We start from the raw sequence: 25,124 nt of genomic DNA on the forward strand, positions 1-25,124 counted from the left end.
GTGTCTATATACGATACTCTCTTTTGGTTTTCTTATAAGGAGTGAAAATATGAAAAAAATAAAAAGCTACACCAGTATCTGGGCAGTTGAAAAAGTCATTTATGCGATCAATGACTTCCAACTGCCTTTTCCTGTGACTTTTAACCAGATGGCTTGGTTCGTTTTGTCCTTGCTGTTTGTCATCGTATTTGCCCATGTGCCGCCACTATCCATGATAGAGGGGGCCTTTCTAAAATACTTGGGCATACCGGTGGCGGTTACTTGGTTCATGTCACAAAAGACCTTTGATGGCAAGAAACCATTAGGATTTTTACGATCCTTTATCAGTTACCATTTACGGTTTAAGGTTACTTTTGCAGGGAAGAAAGTCAAAGAACAGAAAAAGCGATGGGATGAACCCATTACTCTTGTAAGGAGTGTGAACTATGTACCCGATTAAGTATATCGAAAACAATCTTGTTTTTAACCAAGAAGGCGAGTGTTTTGCCTACTATGAATTAGTGCCTTACAATTACTCCTTTTTGTCACCTGAACAGAAGTATCAAGTGCATGATAACTTTCGACAATTAATTGCGCAAAACCGTGAAGGTAAGATTCATGCCTTACAAATTGCCACAGAAAGTAGTATTCGTGCCACACAAGAGCGATCGAAAAAAGAAATTACCGGGCGACTCAAAGAAGTTGCATTACAACGAATCGATCTTCAAACGGATGCTTTGGTGTCCATGATTGGCGATAGTCAGATTGATTATCGCTTTTTTATTGGCTTTAAACTAATTGTGACAGATGAAGAGGTCAATCTAAAAAGTCTCAAAAAATCTTTCTTTTCTGGGATTCAAGAATTTGTCTATGGGGTGAATCATCATTTGATGGGGGATTTTGTTTCTTTATCCAATGAAGAAATTCGCCGGTATACCAAGCTTGAAAAACTAATGGAAAGTAAATTAGCTCGGAGATTTAAAGTCAGACGGGTGACACCAAGTGACTTGACGTACTTGATTGAACATATTTATGGAGAGAAAGGAACGCCATTTGAAGAATATGAATTTCAATTGCCAAAGAAAAAGCTGAAATCAGAAACATTGGTGAAACGTTATGACCTATTACGTCCAAGTCGTTGTTTGATCGAAGAAAAGCCTCGTTACTTACGGATGGAACATGAAAATCATGAATCGTATGTAGCATACTTGACAATCAATACAATTGTAGGAGAGATGGAATTTCCTTCCTCGGAACTTTTCTATTACCAGCAACAACAATTCACTTTTCCAATCGACACGAGTGTAAATGTGGAGATCGTCACCAACAAAAAGGCATTAGCCACCGTTCGTAATAAGAAAAAAGAACTGAAAGATTTAGACAATCATGCTTACCAATCTGACAATGAAACGAATTCCAATGTCTTAGATGCCTTGGATTCAGTAGATGAATTGGAAACCACCTTGGATCAGTCAAAAGAATCTATGTACAAACTGAGTTATGTGGTTCGAGTGAGTGCCGAATCAGTGGATGAACTAAAGCGACGCTGTGATGAAGTGCTCGATTTTTATGATGATACCAATGTGAAACTAGTCCGTCCCTTTGGCGATATGATGGGGCTGCATGAAGAATTCTTACCCTCAAGTAAACGATACATGAACGACTATATTCAGTATGTGACGTCTGATTTTTTGGCGGGGCTTGGTTTTGGGGCTACTCAGATGCTAGGAGAATTAGAAGGGATTTACTTTGGCTACAATGTGGATACAGGTCGTAATGTTTACCTGAAACCGGCATTGGCTTCACAAGGAGTCAAGGGTTCAGTAACCAATGCGCTGGCCGCCGCTTTCCTGGGTTCTCTTGGTGGAGGTAAATCCTTTAGCAACAATCTCTTAGTTTATTATGCGGTCCTTTTCGGTGGGCAAGCTGTAATTGTCGATCCAAAAGGAGAACGAGGGGGCTGGAAAGAAACCTTGCCAGAAATTGCGGATGAAATCAATATCCTCAACTTAACCAGTAAGCCAGAAAACCAAGGGTTACTTGATCCTTATGTGATTATGAAGAAAAAGAAGGACTCGGAAAGTTTAGCGATTGATATCCTAACCTTTTTAACAGGAATTTCCAGTCGAGATGGCGAGAAGTTTCCCGTTTTACGCAAGGCCATTCGTACCGTTACACAGAGTAATCAACGAGGGTTATTACAAGTCATTAACGAACTTCGAAACGATGGCTCACCAGTCGCAGAAAATATCGCAGATCATATTGAATCTTTTACCGATTATGATTTTGCCCATTTGCTTTTCTCAGATGGTTCGATTACCCAATCGATTAGTTTAGATAAACAGTTGAATATCATTCAAGTAGCGGATCTGGTTTTACCTGATGCGGAAACGACTTTTGAAGAATACACCACCATGGAATTGCTTAGTGTTTCCATGCTAATCGTTATTTCCACTTTTGCCTTGGATTTTATCCATAGTAACCGAGAAATTTTCAAGATTGTGGACCTGGATGAAGCTTGGAGTTTTTTGCAAGTAGCTCAAGGAAAGACCCTTTCGAATAAACTCGTTCGTGCTGGTCGTGCCATGAATGCCGGGGTTTATTTTGTCACGCAAAATAGTGACGATTTATTAGATGAACGCTTGAAGAACAATATCGGATTGAAGTTTGCTTTTCGCAGTACCGATATTCATGAAATCAAGAAAACCTTGGAATTCTTTGGCTTAGATCAAGAGGATGAAAGCAATCAAAAACGCCTGCGAGATTTGGAAAATGGCCAATGCTTAATGCAAGACTTGTACGGCCGAGTCGGTGTGGTTCAAGTTCACCCGGTCTTTGAAGAACTTTTCCATGCTTTTGATACTCGTCCGCCGGTTCAAGAGAGAATGGAGTGAGGAGATGAAAAAGAAACTTTTTCGGATTGTGGGAATTGTTTTGGTTAGTCTATTTTCTCTTATCATTCTTTTGAGCTTAGTCGGGACGGTCGTGGAGGCAACTGGACTTGTTGATGATACGATTGAAGCAGGAAACATTTATTCTCAGTATTCTCTAAACAACTACCAATTAGATTTCTTTGTGGATAGTTCCTGGGATTGGTTGCCTTGGAACTGGGGAGATGGCTTGGGAAAGAGTGTGATGTATGGTCTTTATGCCATTACTAATTTTATCTGGACAGTTAGTTTATATTTGTCGAATGCCACGGGTTATGTAGTTCAAGAAGCCTACAAGTTAGATTTCATTTCGGATACGGCAGAAAGTATTGGGAAGAATATTCAAACACTCGCTGGCATAAACGAAAATGGTCTTCAAACTTCTGGATTCTACTTTGGGTTTCTGTTATTGATGGTTTTGACATTAGGAGCTTATGTGGCATACACCGGATTATTAAAACGAGAAACTACGAAAGCAGTGAGAGCAGTCATCAATTTTGTAGTGATTTTTCTACTATCAGGATCTTTTATTGCCTATGCGCCTACCTATATCACGAAAATCAACGACTTTAGCTCGGATGTTAGTGAAGCTGCTCTTAGCCTTGGAACCGAGATTGTGGTCCCCAATTCGGAAAGCCAAGGAAAAGATAGTGTGGATTTGATCCGGGATAGCTTGTTTTCCATTCAAGTACAACAACCATGGCTACTGTTGCAATTTGATGATTCCAATATTGAAGAAATTGGGGAGGAGCAAGTCAACAAGATTTTATCTGTCAGTCCAGATGAAAATAAAGGAAAGGATCGAGAAGAGGCAGTCAAAGCGGAGATTGAAGAAAACGACAATGCGAATCTAAGTATCACCAAGACCATGAACCGATTAGGGACCGTGGTCTTTTTGGTGTTGTTCAACATTGGCATTTCTTTCTTTGTTTTTCTCCTGACCGGGATTATGTTGTTTTCACAAATTCTCTTCATTATCTTTGCGATGTTTCTACCTATTAGCTTTTTATTGTCGATGTTGCCAACTTATGAAAGTTTGGGAAAAAAGGCGATTATTCGTTTGTTCAATACGATTATGATGCGAGCCGGCGTCACGTTGGTGATTACGACTGCATTTAGTATCTCCACGATGTTTTTCAATATTTCAGCCACCTATCCATTCTTTATGGTGGCCTTTCTGCAAATTGTGACTTTTGCTGGAATCTATTTCAAATTAGGGGACATTATGAGTATGTTCAACCTCCAAAGTAATGATAGCCAGTCAATGGGAAGGCGCGTCATGCGAAAACCTCAAATGTTAATGAATCGAAAGTTACGGCAACTTAATCGAAATGTGGGGCGAACATTGGCTTTTGGTGGTGGTGCAGCAGTTGGCGGAAAACTAGCAAAAGATCAATCAAAATCCAGATTGAAGTCTCCTGGTTTTTCTCCACGAAAGAATCCATCATTATCTAACAATAAAGAGGTAATATCTGACCCGAATAAGGAAAATCCAATCTCAAAAAATAAGAAACAATCTCGAATGAATTTGGCCGGAAGAAAAATCGGCAAGGTACTAGATACCCAATCAATGGTAAAAGCCAAAGCACAACAAGTAAAGGATCAAGTAAGGAATACACCAACTAATTTGAAATACAATCTGCATAAAGAAATTGAAAAGACGAAAAAAGCACCAGAAGAATTCAAGCGTGGACTTGTCCAAGAAAAAGCGAATCGAGCGGAGTTGCGAGAAAAACAACGACAACGTAGAGATGAAAAAATGGCTGAAAAGCGGAAAGTATTGGGAAATTCAGCAAATCGTCATAGAAAAGGTAGGACCAATGTTCCGATAAAAGAGGAATCCAAATCTCAGAAAAGTAAGATACCAAGGAATGTACCAGCCAATCGAATTGTAAAAATGAATTCGAATCCTGAAATCAAACGAAGACTCTCAAATCAAAAATTGAGTACGAAAGAAAACAATCAACCAGTAAGAAAAGTGACTCCTATCCAACAGGCGAAGAAGCGATCCATTCTTGCAAAAGCAGGCAATCGAAAAGTACAAAGAAGAATGAAAACTCGTCCAAAACCAAGGTCGGGTGAGTCTAAATGATCATAAGAAAATTGAGTACAATCTCGTTGGCAATCCTGACGATTTCTTTTTTGGGCATCCTGATGTGTGTCGGCTTACTATTTGGTGAGGATAGTGAAGGAAGCAACAGTTCTGTTACCTCTCCCGGTGGCAGTAGTGTCTCAGAGAAAGTTTTAAAACATCGGTCACTGGTAGAAAAGTATGCCAAGGAATCGGACATTTCAGATTATGTACCGATTCTTTTGGCGATTATTCAAGTGGAGTCGGGTGGTACAGCAAATGACGTGATGCAAAGCTCTGAATCAGCTGGCTTACCACCTAATTCTTTAGATACCGAGGCATCCATTAAACAAGGGTGTTTCTATTTTGCTTCTCTGGTTAAACGAGCCAACGAGTTAGGCTGTGATCAAGACAGTATTATTCAAGCCTATAACTATGGTGGTGGGTATTTGGATCATGTCGCAAAAAATGGCAAGAAGCATAGTTTTGCTTTGGCGGAATCCTTTTCAAAAGAAAAATCAGGTGGTCAAAAAGTTGATTACCCCAATCCAATCGCCATTAAAGAGAATGGCGGGTGGCGCTACAACTACGGAAATATGTTTTATTGTTTGTTGGTGAAACAATATCTGACCACGATACAGTTTGATGATAAAACAGTCCAAGGGATTTTTGACGAGGCATTTAAGTATGAAGGAACGGCTTATGTATTTGGTGGATCAAGTCCCGCAACGGGTTTTGATTGCAGTGGCTTAACTCAATGGTGTTATGCCAAAGTTGGCCTGAAACTTCCACGAGTGGCTCAGGATCAGTATGATGCCATGAGTCATATTGACCTAAAAGATGCCAAGCCAGGAGATTTAATTTTCTTTCACTCAACTTATGATGCTGGTACTTACGTGACTCATGTGGGCATTTATGCAGGAGAGAATCGGATGTTTCATGCGGGAGATCCAGTGGGCTGGACGAATCTTACCGAAACCTATTGGCAGCAGCATCTTATCGGAGCTGGCAGATACAAATAAGAGAAAAGAGGAACGAAAAATGAAGATAAAAATTGAACGGAATAAAAAAGAGAAGATTTCCAAAAAGAAAAAAGAACGGACGGTTTCAGTGGGCAAGCATCGAAAAATGGTGCTTGCCCTTTGGCTTTTACTATTTTGTAGTCTCACTTTTGGGATATACAAAAATTTCACGGCGATTGATCAGCACACGACTCATGAGAAAGTAGTCGTGAAGGAGAAGATATTGAATACCTCTGGAGTAGAGAATTTCACGATGGATTTTGTGAAAGAGTATTTTTCATGGAAAAACGACAAAGAAGCCATTGAAAAGAGAATGACTAATCTTGGACAGTATCTTACCGAAGGAGGATTATCTTTAAGCCAAGATATGGTTCGAGCGGATATTCCCACTAGTTCCGAAGTCGAGTTCGTGAAAATTTTGGACGTGAAAAAGCAATTAAAAGAATTTGTCGTTTCTTTCTTAGTAGATCAAAAGATTACAGAAGGAAAAAAATCACAACAAGTTTCTTCTGCATATCGAGTGAGTATTTTTGAAGATAAAAAAGGAAACCATATTATGATAAGCTTACCGACTATGATTGCAAAGCCAGGAAAAGCGAATTATAAAGCAAAACAACTAGAGACTGATTCAGAGATTAATGCCAAGACATCGGAGGAAATCACTGAGTTTCTAGAGACCTTTTTCAAGCTTTATCCAACTGCTTCAGAAAAAGAGCTGGAGTATTATGTTGAAAATGACACAATACGACCAATCAATACGAACTTAAAATTTGTGGAATTAGTGAATCCAGTTTATACACAAAATGAAAAAAATGTACAAGTGAAAGTTGATGTAAAATATCTTGATAATCTATCAAAAACAATGAATTACTTTCAGTATGAATTGAGATTACAAAAGGATGGAAACTGGAGAATTATCAAGGCTGAGTAAAATAACTTAAATTAATAAGTTGAATGTTTTTTTTGCATCATTTTTAGATATTTGGATTGATTTAATGGGGTTTTTGGAAAGAGAATGCAGGTGGGGGTGATACGGGGTTATGGTTAATCCTCACTTATTAGTAATTTTATATGGTAATTATTCTTGGTAAAAAAGACTGTACACAAGGCACGTTAACTTTGTGTGCAGTCTCCAAAAATTCACTTTTTAGAAATTAGATTTAAATGAATAATTCCACTTCGAATTTTCTCAAGGTTTCTTTACAGTGTTAATTGATGGATACTTTAAAATCTTTTTACTTGACTTGGAGTGGGCTTAAAGGAATATGTTAGTTTTGTAACCTAGTGAAAGTATTTTATGTTAGTGATCAAAAAATTAGTGAAAGATGAAGAATAAGGAGATGAAGGTAATAGTTTATCAGTTAGTAATAGAGGATCTTAATTTTTAAAACGAGATATTTATTCGCTAGGACATGTTAACAAATTTGATTAGGAAAGAGGAATAATAATGCCAAGACAAACAATCAATCCCTATACCAATGAAGTTTTAAAAACATTTGCGGATGCGACTGATGAAGAAATTGAACAGACATTAGCAACAGCTGACAAGTTGTACCGTGAAATGAAGCATGAAGACATTAACGAACGCGCGATTGTTTTGCATAAAGTAGCTGATTACATGCGCAATCACAAAACAGAGTTAGCCGAAGTGATGACTTTAGAAATGGGTAAATTAATTTCGGAGTCTGAGGGTGAAGTTGAATTGTGTGCGATGATTGCAGATTACTTTGCTGATCATGCTGCTGAGATGTTAGCGCCAACTTTATTGCACACCAGAGCAAGTGGTGAAGCAAAAGTTTATAAGCATTCTACCGGTGTCATATTAGCTGTTGAACCATGGAATTTTCCTTACTACCAGATTATGCGCGTTTTTGCACCGAACTATATGGTTGGCAATCCTATGATTCTTCGCGATGCCGCTAATATTCCTTGGTCTGCACAGACATTTGCAGAGATGGTGATTAAAGCAGGTGCTCCGACCGGTTCTATCACCAATTTATTTATGAGCTATGACCAAGTGGAGGAAATTATTGCTGATCTCCGTATTCAAGGCGTTGCTTTAACGGGGTCTGAAAGAGGCGGTGCTTCTGTTGCAATGGCTGCTGGCAAAAATTTAAAGAAAAACACGATGGAACTTGGTGGCCAAGATGCTTTTATTGTTTTAGCAGATGCTAATATGAATGATGTTTGTGATATTGCTTGGCGTGCACGTTTATATAATGCCGGTCAGGTTTGCACCTCATCCAAACGGTTCATTGTGCTGGATAATGTATACGATGAGTTTCTAGAAAAGTTAATCGCAAATTTCGCTTCCGTTAAACCCGGCGATCCAATGGATAGAGCAACAACACTGGCACCAATGAACACGAAACGGGCTAAAGAAAAATTACAACAGCAAGTTGATGAAGCAATTGCTGCTGGGGCAACTGTTGCTTATGGCAATCAACCAATTGATTTATCAGGTCAATTCTTTATGCCTACTATTTTGACAGATATTACCCCCGATAATCCGGCTGCACATACCGAAATGTTTGGTCCAGTGGCACAAGTTTATCGCGTTCACAGTGAAGAAGAAGCCATTAAAGTGGCTAATGACTCACAATATGGATTAGGTGGAATTGTCTTTAGTGGTGATCCCTTACATGGGGAAGAAGTCGCTGCGCAAATCGAAACTGGAATGGTCTTTGTTAATAACTTTATGACATCATTACCAGAATTGCCCTTTGGTGGTGTTAAAAACTCTGGCTATGGTCGAGAAATGAGTGAACTAGGTTTGATGGCGTTTGTCAATGAACAGCTTATTGTTACAGCAAGCCATCCGGATTTGAACAATGTTGCTGGTGGGTTAGTTAAAGTGGATTAAATTTCATAGAATTTAAATATGCCAACTATTACTATGAAGGGTATATTGAATTCAAAACAGAAGATTTGAAAAAAATACCTCTAAAAGTTTCCCGTTGTAGGCAGCGTACTCGGCTTATAACGGGATTTTTTACTTTGGTAAGACTTATAATTTCATATGAAATCTAAAATCACTATATAGAGGATAAGGTATTGGTATCATATTTCCTACAAATAGGAAATATTTATGATGCGTTTTTAACACTGATTATTATTTCAGATATTGATAATTATTTAATAAGGTTTTTGGAGATGAAACGCAAGGGGACATGAGTGGCACAGTTAATATCCCCATTCATTGAGAATAACAACGCTTGATACTATAGATCAAAAATAGATAAAATATCCTTTTAAGTAGTCTACATTGATACTTGAAACGATATTTTTTTACTATTTTATTGATGATGTCATCTATTAAGTTCAAAGGAACAATCTTGAGATGAGTTGGTAACAAGGAGTGTAAAACAGGAATAGCTAAGGTTTGTTTTTGCGTATGACGGAATATATGGGTCGTAATATGTTTATTAAAACTAAGTTTATTATCAATATCAATTCCTGCTCGTTTTGGATTACCTTTTCGATTTAATTTTCCATTTTCAGGTGAGTTGAGGAAATTGTTAAGGACACTATAATGAAGAGGTGTTTCATTATAGTCGGGTTTATGACGACTTTTGGAAGTAAAAATCCATCCATTATCTTTATAATCAGGATTGAATCTTATATGTTGGTGATTTAACTCAATTTCCTCTTTAAGAATTTCTATAGCCCTTTTAGATAATTGGACATTTCGGTAACTTTGTAAGTTTTTTACATTACCTTCATAGCTATTTTCTGCAGCTCCTCCGTGAGTGGACTGACTAATAATGATATTTTGCTTTTCAAAATATTGATAGGCACCAATATTTTGGAGTTTTCGACTCTGTAAGTCAACAGGGCCATTAGTTAGAATACCTATTGGGATGTGGTTTTTATGTAGAGCCAGCAGTAGTTGATGTATCTCAGGAATCATCGTAATCTGATCGAGTTCATATTCATAGTCAGCTTGGAAGTCTAGAGCTTCTGTCCTAGAAATACTATCGATGCCAAATTCTTCCATAGTCTTCTGACAGCGAAAAATTCTAAGCTGCTCAATACTGATGAGTTTTTTCGTGTATTTAGGAAAAGCAACATCAGACCAATATCTGAAACGTTTGCAAATGTTATCTATTTGTTGGATATCAATCGTTGGAAAACATTTCTCAACGCTACGTTTAAAGGGGAGTTGATGGTCATAAAGAGTGTCATCAAGGTCAAAAACAATATTTTTATAAGTCATAATTCTAGTCCGCTTTTAAAATAGTAGTGTACTGGCTAAATTCCTCTAAGTGTTGAGGGCTAATCTGGTTATCTGTAATGATGGTATCGAGTTGATCTAGATTATAGAAGTTAAAGAAATCGTATCGATCGAATTTAGTACTGTCTACTAATAAGAATTTTTCTACAGCATTGTTTAGGGCAAGTTGTTGAATCACACCTTCCTTGTCACTATATGTAGCAATAGAATTATGGGTAACAGCATTTGCACTAACAAAAGCTTTGGCAAATCTCATTGCTTTTAAATTTGTCGAAGCCATTGAACCTACAAAAGCTCCAGTTATTTCTCTATATTCACCGCCAAGAAGCAATAAATCAATGGTTTCGCTATCATTTAGAAACAAGAACACAGGGAGACTATTTGTAATGACACGAATTTTATAACCTTTACGACCTTTCAATTCTAATGCCAGTTGTTCAAGTGTAGTTCCGGGTCCAATAAAAATAGTATCGCCATCTTTGATTAAAGAGCAGGCTTTTTTAGCAATGTCAATTTTTTCTTTTGTATTTAGACTTTTCTTCTCGATATGTGTCTTTTCAAGTGGCTTTTTAGAGGAAAGCAATTGTGCACCACCATGAGTACGTGTTAAAAGTCCATCAGCTTCTAGAGCATCAAGGTCTCTACGGGCTGTCATATCGGAAATATCTAGTTCATCTATTATTTCTTTTATGGTTATGGTCCCATCAATCTTTAACATATCTAAAATTTTTTCTAATCGTCGTTTTTTGTTCATATGAAAACTCTTCTTTCATAAAGTAATTTTTTTCCAAAGATAATTCTCTTTTAATTGTATCATAAAAGACAATATTTTCAAGGTAAAACAAACAATTTCAAACAAAAACAAATGTTAGATGATGAAATAAGAACAGAGGATTGACGTATATTAGCTTAGGTCAGATTTTGTATAAGACGAAAATAAAGTAGGACCTCTTAATCAGTAAGTTATAGAAAGTAAAAGACTTTTGTAATACTTGAATAGATATTTCACGTCCATTTTGTGATGGATTAAATGAACAAAAATGAACAATAATTTAACGGTGTTATCTATTGTTTAAAAAAACAAATAAAAAAAACAAAAAATAAACAAAAAAGCGTTGCTTTTTGTTTGAATGTTTGATATTATATAAACAAAGAAATGATGAAAACGTTATTTCGAACATTTTGCAAAATGTTTTCTACTTCTACGTAGCATTTCTTTCTAAAATTTAGGAGGTAGTCAAAATGGCTATTGTTGTTGGTGCAGATCTCAAAGGTACGAGATTAAAAGATGTTGTGAAAAATTTTCTTGTAGAAGAAGGTTTTGAGGTAATTGATGTGACTAAGGACGGACAAGATTTTGTTGATGTTACCTTGGCAGTTGCCTCTGAAGTAAATAAAGATGAGCAAAACTTAGGTATTGTAATTGATGCTTATGGAGCTGGTCCATTCATGGTAGCAACTAAAATTAAAGGTATGGTTGCAGCAGAAGTTTCAGATGAACGCTCAGCTTATATGACACGTGGACATAACAATTCACGAATGATTACGGTTGGCGCTGAAATCGTCGGTGATGAGCTTGCTAAAAACATCGCTAAAGGTTTTGTCAGTGGTAAATATGATGGCGGACGTCATCAAATCCGAGTAGATATGCTTAACAAGATGTGTTAAGAAAGGAGTTAAGGAATGAGAATCGCAATTGGATGTGACCACATTGTCACAGATGAAAAAATGGCAGTATCAGAATTCTTGAAATCAAAAGGACATGAGGTCCTTGATTTCGGGACATATGACCACGTACGTACTCACTACCCTATCTATGGTAAAAAAGTCGGTGAAGCAGTAGTAAGTGGTCAAGCAGACTTGGGAGTATGTATCTGTGGTACAGGTGTCGGCATTAACAATGCAGTCAATAAAGTTCCAGGTGTTCGCTCAGCGTTGGTTCGTGATATGACATCAGCTATGTATGCAAAAGAAGAGTTAAATGCGAATGTTATCGGTTTCGGTGGAATGATTACTGGTGGTCTTCTTATGAATGACATCATTGAAGCTTTCATTGAAGCTGAGTACAAACCAACAGAAGAAAATAAAAAATTGATTGCAAAAATCGAACACGTTGAAACACATAATGCACATCAAGCAGATGAAGATTTCTTTACAGAATTCCTTGAAAAATGGGACCGTGGTGACTACCACGATTAAGGTATAACAAATGATTCTGACAGTCACACTAAATCCTTCAGTAGACATCTCTTATCCTCCAGAAACATTGAAAATTGATACAGTGAATAGGGTGAAAGATGTTAGTAAGACAGCTGGTGGAAAAGGCTTAAATGTTACTAGAGTCTTGTATGAATCTGGTGATAAAGTTACTGCTACAGGTTTCTTAGGTGGTAAAATTGGTGAATTTATTGAAAGCGAATTAGAACAATCTCCTGTTAGTCCAGCTTTTTATAAAATCTCAGTAAACACTAGAAACTGTATTGCTATCTTACACGAGGGTAACCAAACAGAAATTTTGGAACAAGGACCAACAATTTCTCATGAAGAAGCAGAAGGCTTTCTTGACCACTATAGCAATCTTATTAAACAATCAGAAGTTGTGACAATTTCAGGAAGTTTACCTTCAGGACTTCCCAACGATTATTATGAAAAACTTATCCAACTTGCTTCGGATGAAGGAGTAGCAGTCGTTTTGGATTGTTCAGGTGCACCTCTTGAAACAGTTCTAAAATCGTCGGCTAAACCTACTGCCATCAAACCTAATAATGAGGAACTTTCACAGTTGCTTGGAAAAGAAGTAACAAAAGATATTGAAGAACTCAAAGACGTTCTTAAAGAGTCACTTTTTAGTGGTATCGAATGGATAGTGGTCTCATTAGGTCGAAACGGTGCCTTTGCAAAACATGGTGATGTTTTCTATAAGGTAGATATTCCTGATATCCCAGTTGTTAATCCAGTCGGATCAGGGGACTCAACGGTAGCTGGTATTGCATCAGCTTTAAATAGTAAAAAAAGTGACGCTGACTTATTAAAACATGCGATGACATTGGGTATGTTAAATGCTCAAGAAACAATGACAGGGCATGTGAATATGACTAATTACGAAACACTAAACTCACAAATTGGAGTAAAAGAGGTATAAAAATGGTACTTACAGAACAGAAACGCAAATCTTTGGAAAAAATTTCAGATAAAAACGGTGTTATCTCAGCTTTGGCATTTGACCAACGTGGTGCTTTGAAACGTTTGATGGCACAGTATCAAGATACAGAACCAACTGTAGCTCAAATGGAAGAACTAAAGGTTTTGGTTGCTGATGAACTTACAAAATACGCTTCTTCAATGTTGCTTGACCCTGAATATGGACTTCCAGCAACAAAAGCATTGGATAAAGAAGCAGGTCTTCTTCTTGCCTATGAAAAAACAGGTTATGATACATCAAGTACAAAACGTTTGCCTGACTGCTTGGATGTTTGGTCTGCAAAACGTATCAAAGAGCAAGGCGCTGATGCCGTTAAGTTCTTACTTTACTATGATGTAGACAGCTCAGATGAACTTAACCAACAAAAACAAGCTTATATTGAACGTGTTGGTTCTGAATGTGTCGCTGAAGATATTCCTTTCTTCTTGGAAATCCTTGCTTATGATGAAGAAATCTCAGATGCAGGTTCTGTTGAATATGCAAAAGTGAAACCTCGCAAAGTCATTGAAGCGATGAAAGTTTTCTCTGATCCACGCTTTAACATTGATGTTCTTAAAGTAGAAGTACCAGTTAACGTTAAATATGTCGAAGGTTTTGCTGATGGTGAAGTGGTTTACAGTAAAGCTGAAGCTGCTGACTTCTTTAAAGCACAAGAAGAAGCGACTAACCTTCCATACATCTACCTAAGTGCAGGTGTATCTGCTAAATTGTTCCAAGAAACATTGCAATTTGCTCACGACTCAGGTGCCAAGTTTAATGGTGTGCTTTGTGGACGTGCTACTTGGGCAGGATCTGTAGAACCTTACATCAAAGAAGGTGAAAAAGCAGCACGTGAATGGTTGCGTACTACTGGATTCGAAAATATTGATGAACTTAACAAAGTTCTTGTTAAAACAGCTAGTCCATGGACTGATAAAGTATAGTAAAAACATAAAACGGAGGATATTGTTATGAACAGAGAAGAGATGACTCTCTTAGGGTTTGAAATTGTTGCTTATGCTGGAGATGCTCGCTCTAAACTTTTAGAAGCGCTTAAAGCGGCTGAAAATGGTGATTTCGCTAAGGCAGATAGTCTTGTAGTAGAAGCAGGAAGCTGTATTGCAGAGGCTCACAATTCTCAGACAGCTATGTTGGCTCGAGAAGCTTCTGGGGAGGAACTTCCATACAGCGTTACCATGATGCATGGTCAGGACCACTTAATGACTACTGTCTTATTAAAAGATGTGATTCATCACCTCATCGAACTTTATAAAAGAGGAGCAAAATAATGCATAAACTCATTGAACTTATTGAGAAAGGGAAACCGTTCTTTGAGAAAATCTCTCGAAACATCTATCTTCGTGCTATTCGTGATGGATTTATCGCTGGTATGCCAGTCATCCTTTTCTCATCTATCTTTATCCTTATTGCCTATGTCCCAAATGCTTGGGGATTCCACTGGTCAAAAGACATTGAGACCTTCTTGATGACTCCTTATAGCTATTCGATGGGTATCCTAGCATTCTTTGTTGGTGGTACTACCGCTAAAGCTTTGACGGACTCAATGAACCGTGACCTACCTGCGACCAATCAGATTAACTTCTTATCTACGATGCTAGCGTCTATGGTAGGGTTCCTTTTGATGGCAGCTGAGCCTGCAAAAGAAGGAGGCTTCTTGACAGCCTTCATGGGAACAAAAGGTCTTTTGACAGCATTTATTGCAGCCTTTGTGACAGTTAATGTTTACAAGGTCTGTGTGAAAAATAATGTTACTATTCGTATGCCTGAAGAGGTTCCACCAAATATCTCTCAAGTATTTAAAGACTTGATTCCATTCACTGTATCGGTTGTTCTCCTTTATGGACTTGAACTCATTGTTAAGGGAACTCTTGGTGTAACCGTTGCAGAATCAATCGGTACCCTTCTTGCTCCTCTCTTCTCAGCTGCAGATGGTTACCTTGGAATTACACTTATCTTTGGTGCTTATGCCTTCTTCTGGTTTGTTGGTATCCACGGTCCTTCAATTGTCGAACCAGCAATCGCTGCTATCACTTATGCCAATATCGATACCAACTTGCATCTTATCCAAGCTGGACAACATGCAGATAAAGTTATCACTTCTGGTACTCAAATGTTTATTGTTACCATGGGTGGAACAGGAGCCACATTGATTGTTCCATTCTTGTTCATGTGGATTTGTAAATCAGAACGTAACCGTGCCATCGGACGTGCCTCAGTTGTTCCAACATTCTTTGGGGTTAATGAGCCAATCTTATTTGGTGCACCAATCGTATTGAATCCGATTTTCTTTGTACCGTTCATTTTCGCTCCGATTGTCAACGTTTGGATCTTTAAATTCTTTGTTGACACATTGAACATGAACTCATTCTCTGCCAACCTTCCATGGGTTACTCCTGGTCCGTTGGGAATTGTACTCGGTACTAACTTCCAAGTTCTATCATTTATCTTAGCCGTACTCTTGGTAGTTGTTGATACTATCATTTATTACCCATTTGTTAAGGTATACGATGAACAAATTCTTGAAGAAGAACGTTCTGGTAAAACAAACGATGCTCTTAAAGAAAAAGTAGCTGTAAACTTCAATACTGCTAAAGCAGATGCCGTTCTTGGAAAAGCAGGCGTTGCTAAAGAAGATGTAGCAGCAAACAATAATATAACAAAAGAAACTAATGTCCTTGTTCTTTGTGCAGGTGGAGGTACAAGTGGCTTGCTTGCCAATGCCTTGAACAAAGCAGCAGTAGAATACAATGTTCCAGTCAAAGCGGCAGCGGGTAGTTACGGTGCTCACCGTGAAATGTTGCCAGAGTTTGACTTGGTTATCTTGGCTCCACAGGTCTCTTCAAACTTCGATGATATGAAGGCTGAAACAGATAAATTGGGCATTAAACTTGCAAAAACTGAAGGAGCTCAATATATCAAATTGACACGTGATGGACAAGGTGCTCTTGCATTTGTTCAACAACAGTTTGATTAATAAATTTGTAAAAGTTATTTGAGACGAGATTATTCTTTCAGTTCCTTATAATATTGTTAACCATATCATTGCATTTCATTTCATTTCCTTGGTTTCCGGAACTCAGAATATCGTCTCAAATGCTTTTTTTGAAAGGATTTATAGTTATGACTAAAACACTTCCTAAAGATTTTATTTTTGGTGGTGCTACAGCTGCTTATCAAGCAGAAGGTGCGACTCACACGGATGGTAAAGGCCCAGTTGCATGGGATAAGTATCTTGAAGATAATTATTGGTACACAGCAGAGCCTGCAAGTGATTTTTACCATAAATATCCTGTTGATTTAGAATTAGCTGAAAAATATGGCGTTAATGGTATTCGTATTTCAATTGCCTGGTCTCGTATTTTCCCAACTGGCTATGGCGAAGTAAATGAAAAAGGTGTTGAATTCTACCATAATCTTTTTGCCGAGTGCCACAAACGTCATGTTGAGCCATTCGTGACTTTGCACCACTTTGACACACCAGAAGTTCTTCACTCAGATGGAGATTTCTTAAACCGCGAAAATATAGAACACTTTGTAGATTATGCCGCTTTCTGTTTTGAAGAGTTCCCAGAAGTAAACTACTGGACAACTTTCAATGAAATTGGCCCAATTGGAGATGGTCAATACTTGGTTGGTAAATTCCCTCCAGGCATTCAATATGATCTTGCCAAAGTCTTCCAATCACACCACAATATGATGGTTTCTCATGCACGTGCTGTGAAATTGTATAAAGATAAAGGTTATAAAGGCGAAATTGGTGTAGTACATGCGTTGCCAACCAAATACCCTTATGATCCAGAAAATCCAGCAGATGTTCGTGCCGCTGAGTTAGAAGATATCATCCATAACAAATTTATCTTGGATGCAACCTACCTTGGACACTATTCAGATAAAACGATGGAAGGGGTCAACCACATCCTAGCTGAAAATGGTGGAGAACTTGATCTTCGTGATGAAGACTTCCAAGCACTTGAAGCAGCTAAAGATTTGAACGATTTCCTTGGTATCAACTACTACATGAGTGATTGGATGCAAACCTTTGATGGTGAGACTGAAATCATTCACAATGGTAAGGGTGAAAAAGGAAGTTCTAAGTACCAGATTAAAGGTGTTGGTCGCCGAATCGCACCAGATTATGTGCCTAGAACGGATTGGGACTGGATTATTTATCCTGAAGGCTTGTATGACCAAATCATGCGAGTGAAAAATGATTATCCAAACTACAAGAAGATTTACATCACTGAAAACGGTCTTGGATACAAAGATGAGTTTGTAGATAATACCGTTTATGATGATGGTCGTATTGATTACGTGAAGAAACACTTGGAAGTTTTATCAGACGCAATTGCGGATGGTGCAAATGTTAAAGGTTACTTCATCTGGTCACTTATGGATGTCTTCTCATGGTCAAACGGATACGAAAAACGTTATGGACTATTCTATGTAGACTTTGACACGCAAGAACGCTATCCTAAGAAATCAGCTCATTGGTATAAGAAAGTAGCAGAAACTCAAGTGATAGAGTAATATTACTTGAAAATGTAAAAAATTGTTATCCGATACTTTAGAAAAAGTACAACACTTATTTAGACCAGGATTTGAAAAGGTATATATTGTTAGTTTCGAAGATTGTCCTATGATTCCTGAGCTTGAAGCTACCCCGTTGCTAAAATGTGGTAAATGGTATGTTTCAACTGGAAAAGAGTGGATTTGCCATTCTGATTTAGAGTTATCAGCATTTGAATGGGAATTTTTACAATCACTCGATGTAGAAATACGTGAGACTATTCACTTCGAGGTAAATTATTTGCCTTTCCAATAATAAAAAGAAAGGAATTAGTTGTGACTATCGAATTAAAAAACGAGTATCTTACTGTTCAGTTTAAAACACTTGGTGGTCAACTGACTTCGATTAAAGACAAGGATGGGATAGAGTATCTCTGGCAAGCTGATCCAAATTATTGGAATGGACAGGCGCCTATTCTATTTCCTATCTGTGGTAGTTTACGAAATGATTGGGCTATTTATAGACCTCAAGAAAGACCCTTTTTTACAGGTCTTATTCGTAGACATGGTTTTGTTCGAAAAGAAGAATTTATTCTGGAAGAAGTCAATGATAATAGCGTGACCTTTAGTATTAAACCAAATGCTGAGATGCTTGATAATTACCTATATCAGTTTGAACTGAGAGTTGTTTATACCTTGAATGGTAAATCAATTAGAACCGAATTTCAGGTAACGAACTTGGAAATGGAAAAAACAATGCCTTACTTTATTGGAGCCCATCCAGCATTCAATTGTCCTTTAGTAGAAGGTGAAAACTATGAGGATTATTATATTGAATTTAGTGAGGTTGAGTCTTGCTCGATACCAAAGAGTTTTCCTGAGACAGGATTATTAGATTTGCAAGATCGGACACCTTTTTTGGAAAATCAAAAGATTCTCGATTTGGACTACTCACTTTTTTCCCATGATGCCATTACACTTGACCAGCTCAAGTCTCGTAGCGTAACGCTTCGGTCAAGGAAGTCTGGTAAAGGTCTTCGAGTATATTTTGATGATTTTCCGAACTTGATTCTGTGGTCTACAACTAATAAAAGTCCATTCATTGCTTTGGAACCTTGGAGTGGTCTCTCCACTTCACTTGAAGAAGGTAATTTCTTAGAAGATAAAAGACAGGTAACGAAAATTTCACCTCAAGAAACTTCTAGAAAAATCTATGATATTACTATCCTTAATTAAAATTTGTTATTATTTGAGTCTTCAATAAGATTTGAATACTCTTACCTTGTGATGATAGATTGGTCTTCTCCGTGCCAGTCTTACATCGCAAGGTTTTTAAGTTTTTTGTGGGTCTATGTCAACTGTAGTGGGTGACGAAAAGCTAATATCTAAAGACAGTCTGGTAGTAAAAAAATAAGATTATTTACTACTTCTTGATTTAAAATAATAGTGGAGCCATTAATTTGTGGCAAATTTAATTTAATATTTTGCCTCAAATTAGCCACACTTTTTATAGAACTAAGAGGAAAAATGAAGTTTTCTTCCTATTAATATAGTTGTTTGAAATCTTAAATATAGCGTTTTACGATGTAATGGGAAGTATGGTGAATAAATCAACTATGTTCGTATGACAGAAGCACTTATTAGCCGTTTAAGCGATCAAGGCTATAATTTAGTGATTGAAGGAACAGGACGAACAACAGACGTTCCTATCCAAACAGCCACAATGCTTCAATCTAAAGGTTATGAAACAAAAATGTACGTCACGGCAGTACCGAAAATTGAATCATATTGGAATGGCAACAGTTTTTTTGACAAATTTTATAAGGTGCAGAACTTCTTTCCGTATGCTATTCCGATTGTCCTTGACAATGAGCCTCCTCGGATGTGACGATCTTCGGCAGAAGCTAACAGTTAAAGTTAGACTGCCTCGCTAGCGTTAGCACATCCGAGCTCATTATCAAGGATTCGCTGCGCCAATCTCTGGTTACGGTAACCAACCGGTGTCTCGTAGCCAAGTGTACCGTGCAACCGAAGGTGGTTCCACCAATTGACATAGTCAAATAACTCCAAATCCAATTGTTGTAAGGTTTCAAATGTGTATTGATAGACAAATTCTACTTTCAGCGACTTATAAGTTGATTCAGCTACGGCATTATCAAAAGGACAGCCTTTATGACTCAATGATCGATTGATGTCAAAAGTTGTTAATAATTCATCAATAGCTTGGTTATCAAACTCTTTTCCACGATCAGTATGAAAAATCTCAACCTCTGTCAGAGGTTGTTTGATACGGCTAAATGCTTTTTTTACTAGAACGGCATCTTTTAACTGATGAAGGATTTTGGTGAAACCTCAGGAGATTATTTATCGTAAGTTAATAAAAATAATAGAGTCAATAATCGTAAAAGAAATACGATTATTGACTCTATTTCTTTGTTTTGTGGGAGATGGATTGATCTGAAATCAGATTGTCTTTAGAAAGTTCATTACCTTGCAAAAAGAATATCACAATCAGGACGATGCGTCGTTTGGACCGGAATAAGTTTTCACTCTAACATACAAACAAAATACTTGCTCTGGAGTCTACTTCAGGGTTTAGACTAGGTTCTGTAATCAAGCAGTAATCACAAAAGTGCTGAAGTAGGAAGTCTCTCACTTTACATGAAAGGCGTCTGTAAAATTTCGATTTTAGCTCTTGAATGAATGCTGCTAATGATAATTTTTGGAGGGGTATAAAATGACAAAAAATGTACTAATTATGGCGGCGAACGGTCAGATTTCACAAATTATTGAGCAACGGATTTTAACAGAAGCACAATTTTCCGATGTTCACTTGACTTTATTCTTGCGTAAAAAGTCTCGCTTAAATCAACTTGTTAATAATGAGCGAGTGACATTGATTGAAGGCAGTCTCGACAGCATGGCAGATATCCAAGCAGCTGTAGCCGGTCAAGATATCGTGTTTGTGGGTGTGGTGGATCAAACAGCGGATAATCATCAAACGCAATATGTTGTGGACGCCATGAAAGCAGCCGGAGTCGAGCGCTTGATTTATACAAATGTCTTGGGAATCTATAATGAAGTGCCCGGTGAATACGGTCGGTGGAATCAAGAAACCATTGGAAGTGGCTTGCCATCCGCGTTACGCTCCGATGAAATTATGGCAACTTCCGGCTTAACTTATACCACATTGCGCCTGCCATGGCTGAATGATCGGGATATCAAGTATGACATTACCCATAAGGATGAACCCTATCTAGGTGTTTCTGGTTCCCGGGAAAGTATTGCGGATGTGGTTTTACGAATTGTCGCGGATCCTAGTTTCTTGGCAAATGATAGTGTGGGGATTGCCGATCCGGATACGCAAGGCGAAGATCGACCAGTTTATTAAGTCCAGTTAACGTTAGAGAGGAGCGGTGATTCTTATGTCTAAGAAGTCATTGATTATTTATTTTTCATTATCAGGGAAGACGCAACAAGCTGCAATGCAACTACAGCAAAAAACGGCTGCAGACTTGTATCAATTACAACCCGTAGAACCTTATTCAACCAACTATGATGATATCGTTACTCGAGGGGAAAAAGAAAAGGATCAGGAGATTATGCCGGCGATTTCCGGTGAGTTGCCTGACTTCACCCAATACGATCGCATTTACGTGGGGTATCCAAATTGGTGGGATCGGCCGCCGATGATTATTCACACCCTCTTTGCCCAACCAGATTTCACTGGTAAACAGGTGATTCCCTTTGCGACGAGTGCCTCTAGCCCTTTATCTGCTACCATGGCAGAAATGAAGAAACTAATCGAATCTGCTGGAGGAAGCTTTGTTGAAAATGAATATTAAGGAGCAATCAATACGATAATGGGTTGCAAGTGACAGTAATACTGAGGCGGAAAATAGCATCATCTGATAGATTTTCATAGACGCTAAAAAAGAGCCGTAATCGTAAGCGAAAAATACGATTATGGCTCTTTTTGTTTATTAGGGAATCCTAGTCCATCTGGCTGACGATGACTAAGGACTTAATTGCCTCCCGCTTATCCATTGCCTCATAAGCCGCTTGGATATCATCCAAATTAAATTGCTTATTAAAGACTTTCCCCGGTTCAATCTCGCCTTTTAAGACGGCATCGAGGAGGATTTCTTTATCATAGGTAGTAACTGAAGCAACGCCACCTCTTAGTCCAATGTTTTGCCAGAAAAGGGCACTGGTATTCATTTCATTTTTTTGTGGCACGCCTACACGACCAATTACCGCTCCGGGACGACATATCTTTGCGGCAGTATCCATGGACATTTCCGTGCCTACACATTCCAACACGGCATCTGCACCATCGTTATGAGTAAGTTCCATTACTTTAGCAATCCCTTTATCTCCACGCTCAGCAATAATATCTGTAGCACCGAACTCCCGGGCTAATTTTTGCCGCTCTTCGTATTTACTCATGGCGATGATCCGCGTTGCTCCAAGCAATTTAGCTCCGATAATCCCGCAAAGACCAACGGCACCGTCGCCAATGACAACTACGGTGGACGCCTCTACCACTTCAGCTGATTTTGCAGCATGGAAGCCTGTGGCCATGACATCGGCTAAAGCCAAAAAGGAATTCAATATAGTTTCAGAATAATCGGCAGGTTTTCCAGGGATTTTAATTAGTGCCCATTGTGCATTGATAAAGCGCAGGTATTCGCCTTGATAACCACCATTTGCACCAGCTTCTCGATTTGTACAATTGCCATCAAAACCAGCTTTACAGGCAGCACATTCCCCACAGCCGTGAGTGAATGGGACGATGACAAAATCACCAGGTTTGACTGCAGTTACTGCGGCACCGACTTCTTCGACAATCCCGATGGCTTCATGACCAGTCGTGCTGTTGGGTTCTCTTTTGGAGATGCCGCGAAACCACCATAAGTCAGATCCGCACACGCAAGCTCGGACAATCTTGATGATGGCATCCGTGTCTTTTTCGACAACTGGTTTTGCTGTTTCTTTTATTGCCATTGTCCCGGGTTCAATAAATGTTGCGACTTTCATAAGAACACTCCCTATATTGTTTTTAGAAATACATTGCGAAAATCTCTTCTTTTATTGTACTCCATGGAGTTCACTTTAAGGCAAGGCTAATAAGCTGGAATCTAGCAGAAAACTATTTCGAAAATGGAGATCGATGTGTGAGATTCCATGGATAGATTTTTTTATTTTGACTATAGTCAAAGATTGAGGTTAACAAGAAACGGGATTTATCAGGAAAATATAAGAGAATACGGGCTTATGATCGTTCTTCCATCTTTCTCCAGCAAAAAGCTTGCCCTAGAGTCCGCTCTAGGGTTTATCATGTTTGTAAGAGATTGAGGAGGTCATGATATGAATATCAAAAAAGCCGCAGAGATGTTTGATTTAAGTGTGGATACGTTACGCTACTATGAACGGGTTGGGGTGATTCCCCCAGTTCATCGTAACAAAAGTGGTTATCGTGAGTATTCCACTAATGATCTAAACTGGATTTATCTAGCCAAAAACTTGCGGAATGCCGGTTTATCGGTGGAGTCTCTCATTGAGTTTGCCAATTTAGCTCAATTGCGAGGAAAACAAGATGTGGAAGAATCTCAAAAACAGATTTTGTTTGATCAATTAGAAGAACTGGATCAAAAGATTACGGAAATACAAGAAGTCAGAGAGTTACTTCTTTATAAGATTGAGACCTATGATGAGCATATCGCCAAATTTAAAACTGGCGAATTAAGCACTGAAAAAGTTGAGAAACTATGGGAACGAAACAAGCTATAGTTGACTTATTGAAAGGGTGCATATCAAGGTGTTGGATAACTGTCAATAAAGTAGACACAAAAAGAGAAGGTACTTAGTGAGAATCAAAATATCTATCCTCCATTTCATTTGGTGTAAGCATATCTAGGGTGCCATGAGGGCGCTGCGTGTTGTAGAATCCCTCGATATATTCAAAGCAAGCCAGTTGGACTTCTTGAAGAGAAGAAAAGGTTCTCCTGTTGAGTTCCTCTTTCTTCATATATTTGAAGAAAGCTTCTGTTACGGCGTTATCCCAAGGATATCCAGGTTTCGATAAGGATTGAACAATAGAATGATTTTCTAAAAACTTCCTGAATTCAAATGAAGTGTACTGGGAACCTTGATCTGTGTGAAAAAGAACAGAATCCTGAGGATTTCTGACTTGGATTGCTTTTTCTATTGTTGTAATAGCTAAAGCTGTGTCAATTTTTTTGCTGACAGACCAAGCAATGATTTTCCTAGAAAATAAATCTAAAATTACACAAAGATAAACAAATGATTTATTTCCAATAGGAATATAAGAAAAATCACTCGTCCATACTTGATTTGGTGCAGGAGGGTTAAATGCTTGCTTCAAATGATTTGGGCGTTTCAAAGGAGTCTGACCTTCGGTCGGTTTAAAGGCAGGTTTTACTGTAGACATTTTAGGTAAGTGCATAGTGCTCATTAGGCGATAAACTCGGCCAATGCTGATAGAAATGCCATAGTCACGTAGAAGCATACGTCGTACTTTTGCAGGACCTACTCGTTTTTTAGAAGTTGTATAGATTTCTAAGATTGTCTTTCTCAACTGTTGATTTTCTGCTGTTCTGGGGGAAATCTTTCCAGAAAAACGTTTGTAGTAAGTCGAGCGATTAACCTTAAGAACCCTGCAAAGCGTAACAATAGAGTGTTCGTGACGTAACATACGAATTGCATTTAGTCGTTCGTTGAGTGTGGCGTGAATATGGCAATCGCTTTTTTTAAGATTAAGTTTTCCTCTTCTAGCTGAAGATTTCGTTTCTGTAATTGCTTGATCTGTCGAGCCGTGAGGATCGTATCATCATCAATTTTAACTTCAGAATATTGCTTCACCCAACGAGCTACAGAGGACAGGGCGATTCCATATTCATTAGCTAATGCGTTTTGTGATTTGCCGCCTTCATAAAGTTTTACGATTGATTTTTTGAACTCTTCGTCAAATTTTCGTGGAGATTTACGCTTGTCTACCATAATCAAAATTCCTTTCTCAAAAGATGTCTAAATAATTAATAGTATAGCAAAAAAGGTGTCTACTTTATTAGGATACATGCAGTGTAGCAAAATCGAAGGAGGCTTTCAGGATGGTATAAAAATAAAAGCAGGTGGAGACAGCCTTGGAGAATTTGCA

The 25,124-nt window shown here is 38.1% G+C and carries 22 protein-coding genes and 2 pseudogenes; 19 read left to right on the forward strand and 5 right to left on the reverse strand.

The features are described from left to right. The first annotated feature begins 49 nt into the window (after positions 1-49). From I585_RS19640 to I585_RS19665, 6 genes are all read left to right on the forward strand, one after another. Positions 50-439 (forward strand): conjugal transfer protein, encoded by a 390-nt coding sequence (locus I585_RS19640; protein WP_002297349.1) that lies wholly within the window; start codon positions 50-52, stop codon positions 437-439. Then, the gene (gene tcpF / locus I585_RS19645) at positions 426-2,873 is read left to right on the forward strand and encodes a conjugal transfer ATPase TcpF (RefSeq protein ID WP_010740275.1); all 2,448 of its coding nucleotides are present in this window, start codon (positions 426-428) and stop codon (positions 2,871-2,873) included. The genes I585_RS19640 and tcpF overlap by 14 nt, the downstream gene beginning before the upstream one ends. 4 nt (positions 2,874-2,877) lie before the next feature. Continuing rightward, positions 2,878-5,001, forward strand: coding sequence for an FUSC family protein (locus tag I585_RS19650; protein WP_010740274.1), 2,124 nt, complete (start codon positions 2,878-2,880; stop codon positions 4,999-5,001). Next, positions 4,998-6,002 carry a bifunctional lytic transglycosylase/C40 family peptidase gene (locus tag I585_RS19655; RefSeq protein WP_010740273.1) on the forward strand — a complete coding sequence of 335 codons (1,005 nt, stop codon included), beginning with the start codon at positions 4,998-5,000 and terminating at the stop codon, positions 6,000-6,002. Before I585_RS19650 ends, I585_RS19655 begins: the two co-directional genes overlap by 4 nt. A 19-nt stretch (positions 6,003-6,021) precedes the next feature. Continuing rightward, complete coding sequence (locus I585_RS19660) at positions 6,022-6,933, forward strand: conjugal transfer protein (RefSeq protein WP_010740272.1); 912 nt, start codon at positions 6,022-6,024, stop codon at positions 6,931-6,933. Between the two features lie 516 nt (positions 6,934-7,449). Then, positions 7,450-8,865, forward strand: a complete 1,416-nt coding sequence (locus I585_RS19665; RefSeq protein WP_010740271.1) for an NAD-dependent succinate-semialdehyde dehydrogenase — start codon at positions 7,450-7,452, stop codon at positions 8,863-8,865. 333 nt (positions 8,866-9,198) lie between these two features. On the opposite strand, the gene I585_RS23285 is transcribed toward I585_RS19665, so the two are convergent. Beyond that, positions 9,199-10,218 (reverse strand): HAD family hydrolase, encoded by a 1,020-nt coding sequence (locus I585_RS23285; RefSeq protein WP_010740270.1) that lies wholly within the window; start codon positions 10,216-10,218, stop codon positions 9,199-9,201. A gap of 4 nt (positions 10,219-10,222) precedes the next feature. Beyond that, positions 10,223-10,990, reverse strand: a complete 768-nt coding sequence (locus tag I585_RS19680; RefSeq protein ID WP_010740269.1) for a DeoR/GlpR family DNA-binding transcription regulator — start codon at positions 10,988-10,990, stop codon at positions 10,223-10,225. 488 nt (positions 10,991-11,478) lie between these two features. Here I585_RS19680 and lacA point away from each other — a divergent pair, with 488 nt between their 5' ends. From lacA to I585_RS23980, 10 genes and pseudogenes are all read left to right on the forward strand, one after another. Beyond that, entirely contained in the window at positions 11,479-11,904 is a 426-nt protein-coding gene (gene lacA, locus I585_RS19685) for a galactose-6-phosphate isomerase subunit LacA (RefSeq protein WP_010740268.1), read from the forward strand. Between the two features lie 15 nt (positions 11,905-11,919). Further along, complete coding sequence (gene lacB / locus I585_RS19690) at positions 11,920-12,435, forward strand: galactose-6-phosphate isomerase subunit LacB (RefSeq protein ID WP_010740267.1); 516 nt, start codon at positions 11,920-11,922, stop codon at positions 12,433-12,435. Between the two features lie 10 nt (positions 12,436-12,445). After that, positions 12,446-13,378, forward strand: a complete 933-nt coding sequence (gene lacC / locus I585_RS19695) for a tagatose-6-phosphate kinase (protein ID WP_010740266.1) — start codon at positions 12,446-12,448, stop codon at positions 13,376-13,378. Between the two features lie 2 nt (positions 13,379-13,380). Beyond that, positions 13,381-14,361 carry a tagatose-bisphosphate aldolase gene (gene lacD, locus I585_RS19700; RefSeq protein WP_002290551.1) on the forward strand — a complete coding sequence of 327 codons (981 nt, stop codon included), beginning with the start codon at positions 13,381-13,383 and terminating at the stop codon, positions 14,359-14,361. Positions 14,362-14,388: 27 nt separating this feature from the next. Then, a complete protein-coding gene (locus I585_RS19705) occupies positions 14,389-14,706 on the forward strand; it encodes a PTS lactose/cellobiose transporter subunit IIA (RefSeq protein ID WP_002290550.1) in 318 nt (105 codons plus the stop codon). Beyond that, on the forward strand, positions 14,706-16,412 hold the full coding sequence (locus tag I585_RS19710; protein ID WP_010740265.1) for a lactose-specific PTS transporter subunit EIIC: 1,707 nt from the start codon (positions 14,706-14,708) through the stop codon (positions 16,410-16,412). Before I585_RS19705 ends, I585_RS19710 begins: the two co-directional genes overlap by 1 nt. 146 nt (positions 16,413-16,558) lie before the next feature. Next, complete coding sequence (gene lacG, locus I585_RS19715; protein WP_010740264.1) at positions 16,559-17,965, forward strand: 6-phospho-beta-galactosidase; 1,407 nt, start codon at positions 16,559-16,561, stop codon at positions 17,963-17,965. Positions 17,966-17,987: 22 nt separating this feature from the next. Next, positions 17,988-18,260, forward strand: a complete 273-nt coding sequence (locus I585_RS19720; RefSeq protein ID WP_002305107.1) for a DUF3884 family protein — start codon at positions 17,988-17,990, stop codon at positions 18,258-18,260. 20 nt (positions 18,261-18,280) lie between these two features. Beyond that, positions 18,281-19,180, forward strand: coding sequence for an aldose 1-epimerase family protein (locus I585_RS19725; RefSeq protein ID WP_010740263.1), 900 nt, complete (start codon positions 18,281-18,283; stop codon positions 19,178-19,180). A gap of 385 nt (positions 19,181-19,565) precedes the next feature. Further along, positions 19,566-19,832: pseudogene (locus tag I585_RS23980) on the forward strand (zeta toxin family protein); the annotation flags it as partial. A gap of 29 nt (positions 19,833-19,861) precedes the next feature. Here I585_RS23980 and I585_RS23040 read toward each other — a convergent pair. Then, positions 19,862-20,269, reverse strand: a pseudogene (locus I585_RS23040) (transposase); the annotation flags it as partial. A gap of 412 nt (positions 20,270-20,681) precedes the next feature. Here I585_RS23040 and I585_RS19735 point away from each other — a divergent pair. Further along, a complete protein-coding gene (locus tag I585_RS19735) occupies positions 20,682-21,335 on the forward strand; it encodes an NAD(P)H-binding protein (protein ID WP_010740261.1) in 654 nt (217 codons plus the stop codon). Positions 21,336-21,369: 34 nt separating this feature from the next. Next, the gene (locus I585_RS19740) at positions 21,370-21,789 is read left to right on the forward strand and encodes a flavodoxin (protein ID WP_010740260.1); all 420 of its coding nucleotides are present in this window, start codon (positions 21,370-21,372) and stop codon (positions 21,787-21,789) included. Between the two features lie 148 nt (positions 21,790-21,937). Here I585_RS19740 and I585_RS19745 read toward each other — a convergent pair whose 3' ends face one another. Then, positions 21,938-22,984 (reverse strand): zinc-dependent alcohol dehydrogenase family protein, encoded by a 1,047-nt coding sequence (locus tag I585_RS19745; RefSeq protein WP_010740259.1) that lies wholly within the window; start codon positions 22,982-22,984, stop codon positions 21,938-21,940. A 330-nt stretch (positions 22,985-23,314) separates the two neighbouring features. Between I585_RS19745 and I585_RS19750 the strand changes: the two genes are divergently transcribed. Further along, positions 23,315-23,737 (forward strand): MerR family transcriptional regulator, encoded by a 423-nt coding sequence (locus tag I585_RS19750; RefSeq protein ID WP_010740258.1) that lies wholly within the window; start codon positions 23,315-23,317, stop codon positions 23,735-23,737. A 73-nt stretch (positions 23,738-23,810) separates the two neighbouring features. On the opposite strand, the gene I585_RS23045 is transcribed toward I585_RS19750, so the two are convergent. After that, positions 23,811-24,967, reverse strand: a protein-coding gene (locus I585_RS23045; protein ID WP_227869468.1) for an IS3 family transposase whose coding sequence is annotated in 2 segments (ribosomal slippage) — positions 23,811-24,709 and positions 24,709-24,967 — 1,158 coding nt in all. Because the reading frame shifts where the segments join, the coding sequence is not laid out codon by codon here. Between the last annotated feature and the right edge of the window lie 157 nt (positions 24,968-25,124).

The sequence above is a fragment of the Enterococcus malodoratus ATCC 43197 genome (assembly GCF_000407185.1).
Classification (GTDB): Bacteria; Bacillota; Bacilli; order Lactobacillales; family Enterococcaceae; genus Enterococcus_A; species Enterococcus_A malodoratus.

Excerpts from the sequence above, each read along its gene's own strand:
- I585_RS19640 (WP_002297349.1), top strand. The coding sequence starts at position 50 with ATGAAAAAAATAAAAAGCTACACCAGTATCTGGGCAGTTGAAAAAGTC.
- tcpF (WP_010740275.1), top strand. The coding sequence starts at position 426 with ATGTACCCGATTAAGTATATCGAAAACAATCTTGTTTTTAACCAAGAA.
- I585_RS19650 (WP_010740274.1), top strand. The coding sequence starts at position 2,878 with ATGAAAAAGAAACTTTTTCGGATTGTGGGAATTGTTTTGGTTAGTCTA.
- I585_RS19655 (WP_010740273.1), top strand. The coding sequence starts at position 4,998 with ATGATCATAAGAAAATTGAGTACAATCTCGTTGGCAATCCTGACGATT.
- I585_RS19660 (WP_010740272.1), top strand. The coding sequence starts at position 6,022 with ATGAAGATAAAAATTGAACGGAATAAAAAAGAGAAGATTTCCAAAAAG.
- I585_RS19665 (WP_010740271.1), top strand. The coding sequence starts at position 7,450 with ATGCCAAGACAAACAATCAATCCCTATACCAATGAAGTTTTAAAAACA.
- I585_RS23285 (WP_010740270.1), bottom strand. The coding sequence starts at position 10,218 with ATGACTTATAAAAATATTGTTTTTGACCTTGATGACACTCTTTATGAC.
- I585_RS19680 (WP_010740269.1), bottom strand. The coding sequence starts at position 10,990 with ATGAACAAAAAACGACGATTAGAAAAAATTTTAGATATGTTAAAGATT.
- lacA (WP_010740268.1), top strand. The coding sequence starts at position 11,479 with ATGGCTATTGTTGTTGGTGCAGATCTCAAAGGTACGAGATTAAAAGAT.
- lacB (WP_010740267.1), top strand. The coding sequence starts at position 11,920 with ATGAGAATCGCAATTGGATGTGACCACATTGTCACAGATGAAAAAATG.
- lacC (WP_010740266.1), top strand. The coding sequence starts at position 12,446 with ATGATTCTGACAGTCACACTAAATCCTTCAGTAGACATCTCTTATCCT.
- lacD (WP_002290551.1), top strand. The coding sequence starts at position 13,381 with ATGGTACTTACAGAACAGAAACGCAAATCTTTGGAAAAAATTTCAGAT.
- I585_RS19705 (WP_002290550.1), top strand. The coding sequence starts at position 14,389 with ATGAACAGAGAAGAGATGACTCTCTTAGGGTTTGAAATTGTTGCTTAT.
- I585_RS19710 (WP_010740265.1), top strand. The coding sequence starts at position 14,706 with ATGCATAAACTCATTGAACTTATTGAGAAAGGGAAACCGTTCTTTGAG.
- lacG (WP_010740264.1), top strand. The coding sequence starts at position 16,559 with ATGACTAAAACACTTCCTAAAGATTTTATTTTTGGTGGTGCTACAGCT.
- I585_RS19735 (WP_010740261.1), top strand. The coding sequence starts at position 20,682 with ATGACAAAAAATGTACTAATTATGGCGGCGAACGGTCAGATTTCACAA.
- I585_RS19740 (WP_010740260.1), top strand. The coding sequence starts at position 21,370 with ATGTCTAAGAAGTCATTGATTATTTATTTTTCATTATCAGGGAAGACG.
- I585_RS19745 (WP_010740259.1), bottom strand. The coding sequence starts at position 22,984 with ATGAAAGTCGCAACATTTATTGAACCCGGGACAATGGCAATAAAAGAA.
- I585_RS19750 (WP_010740258.1), top strand. The coding sequence starts at position 23,315 with ATGAATATCAAAAAAGCCGCAGAGATGTTTGATTTAAGTGTGGATACG.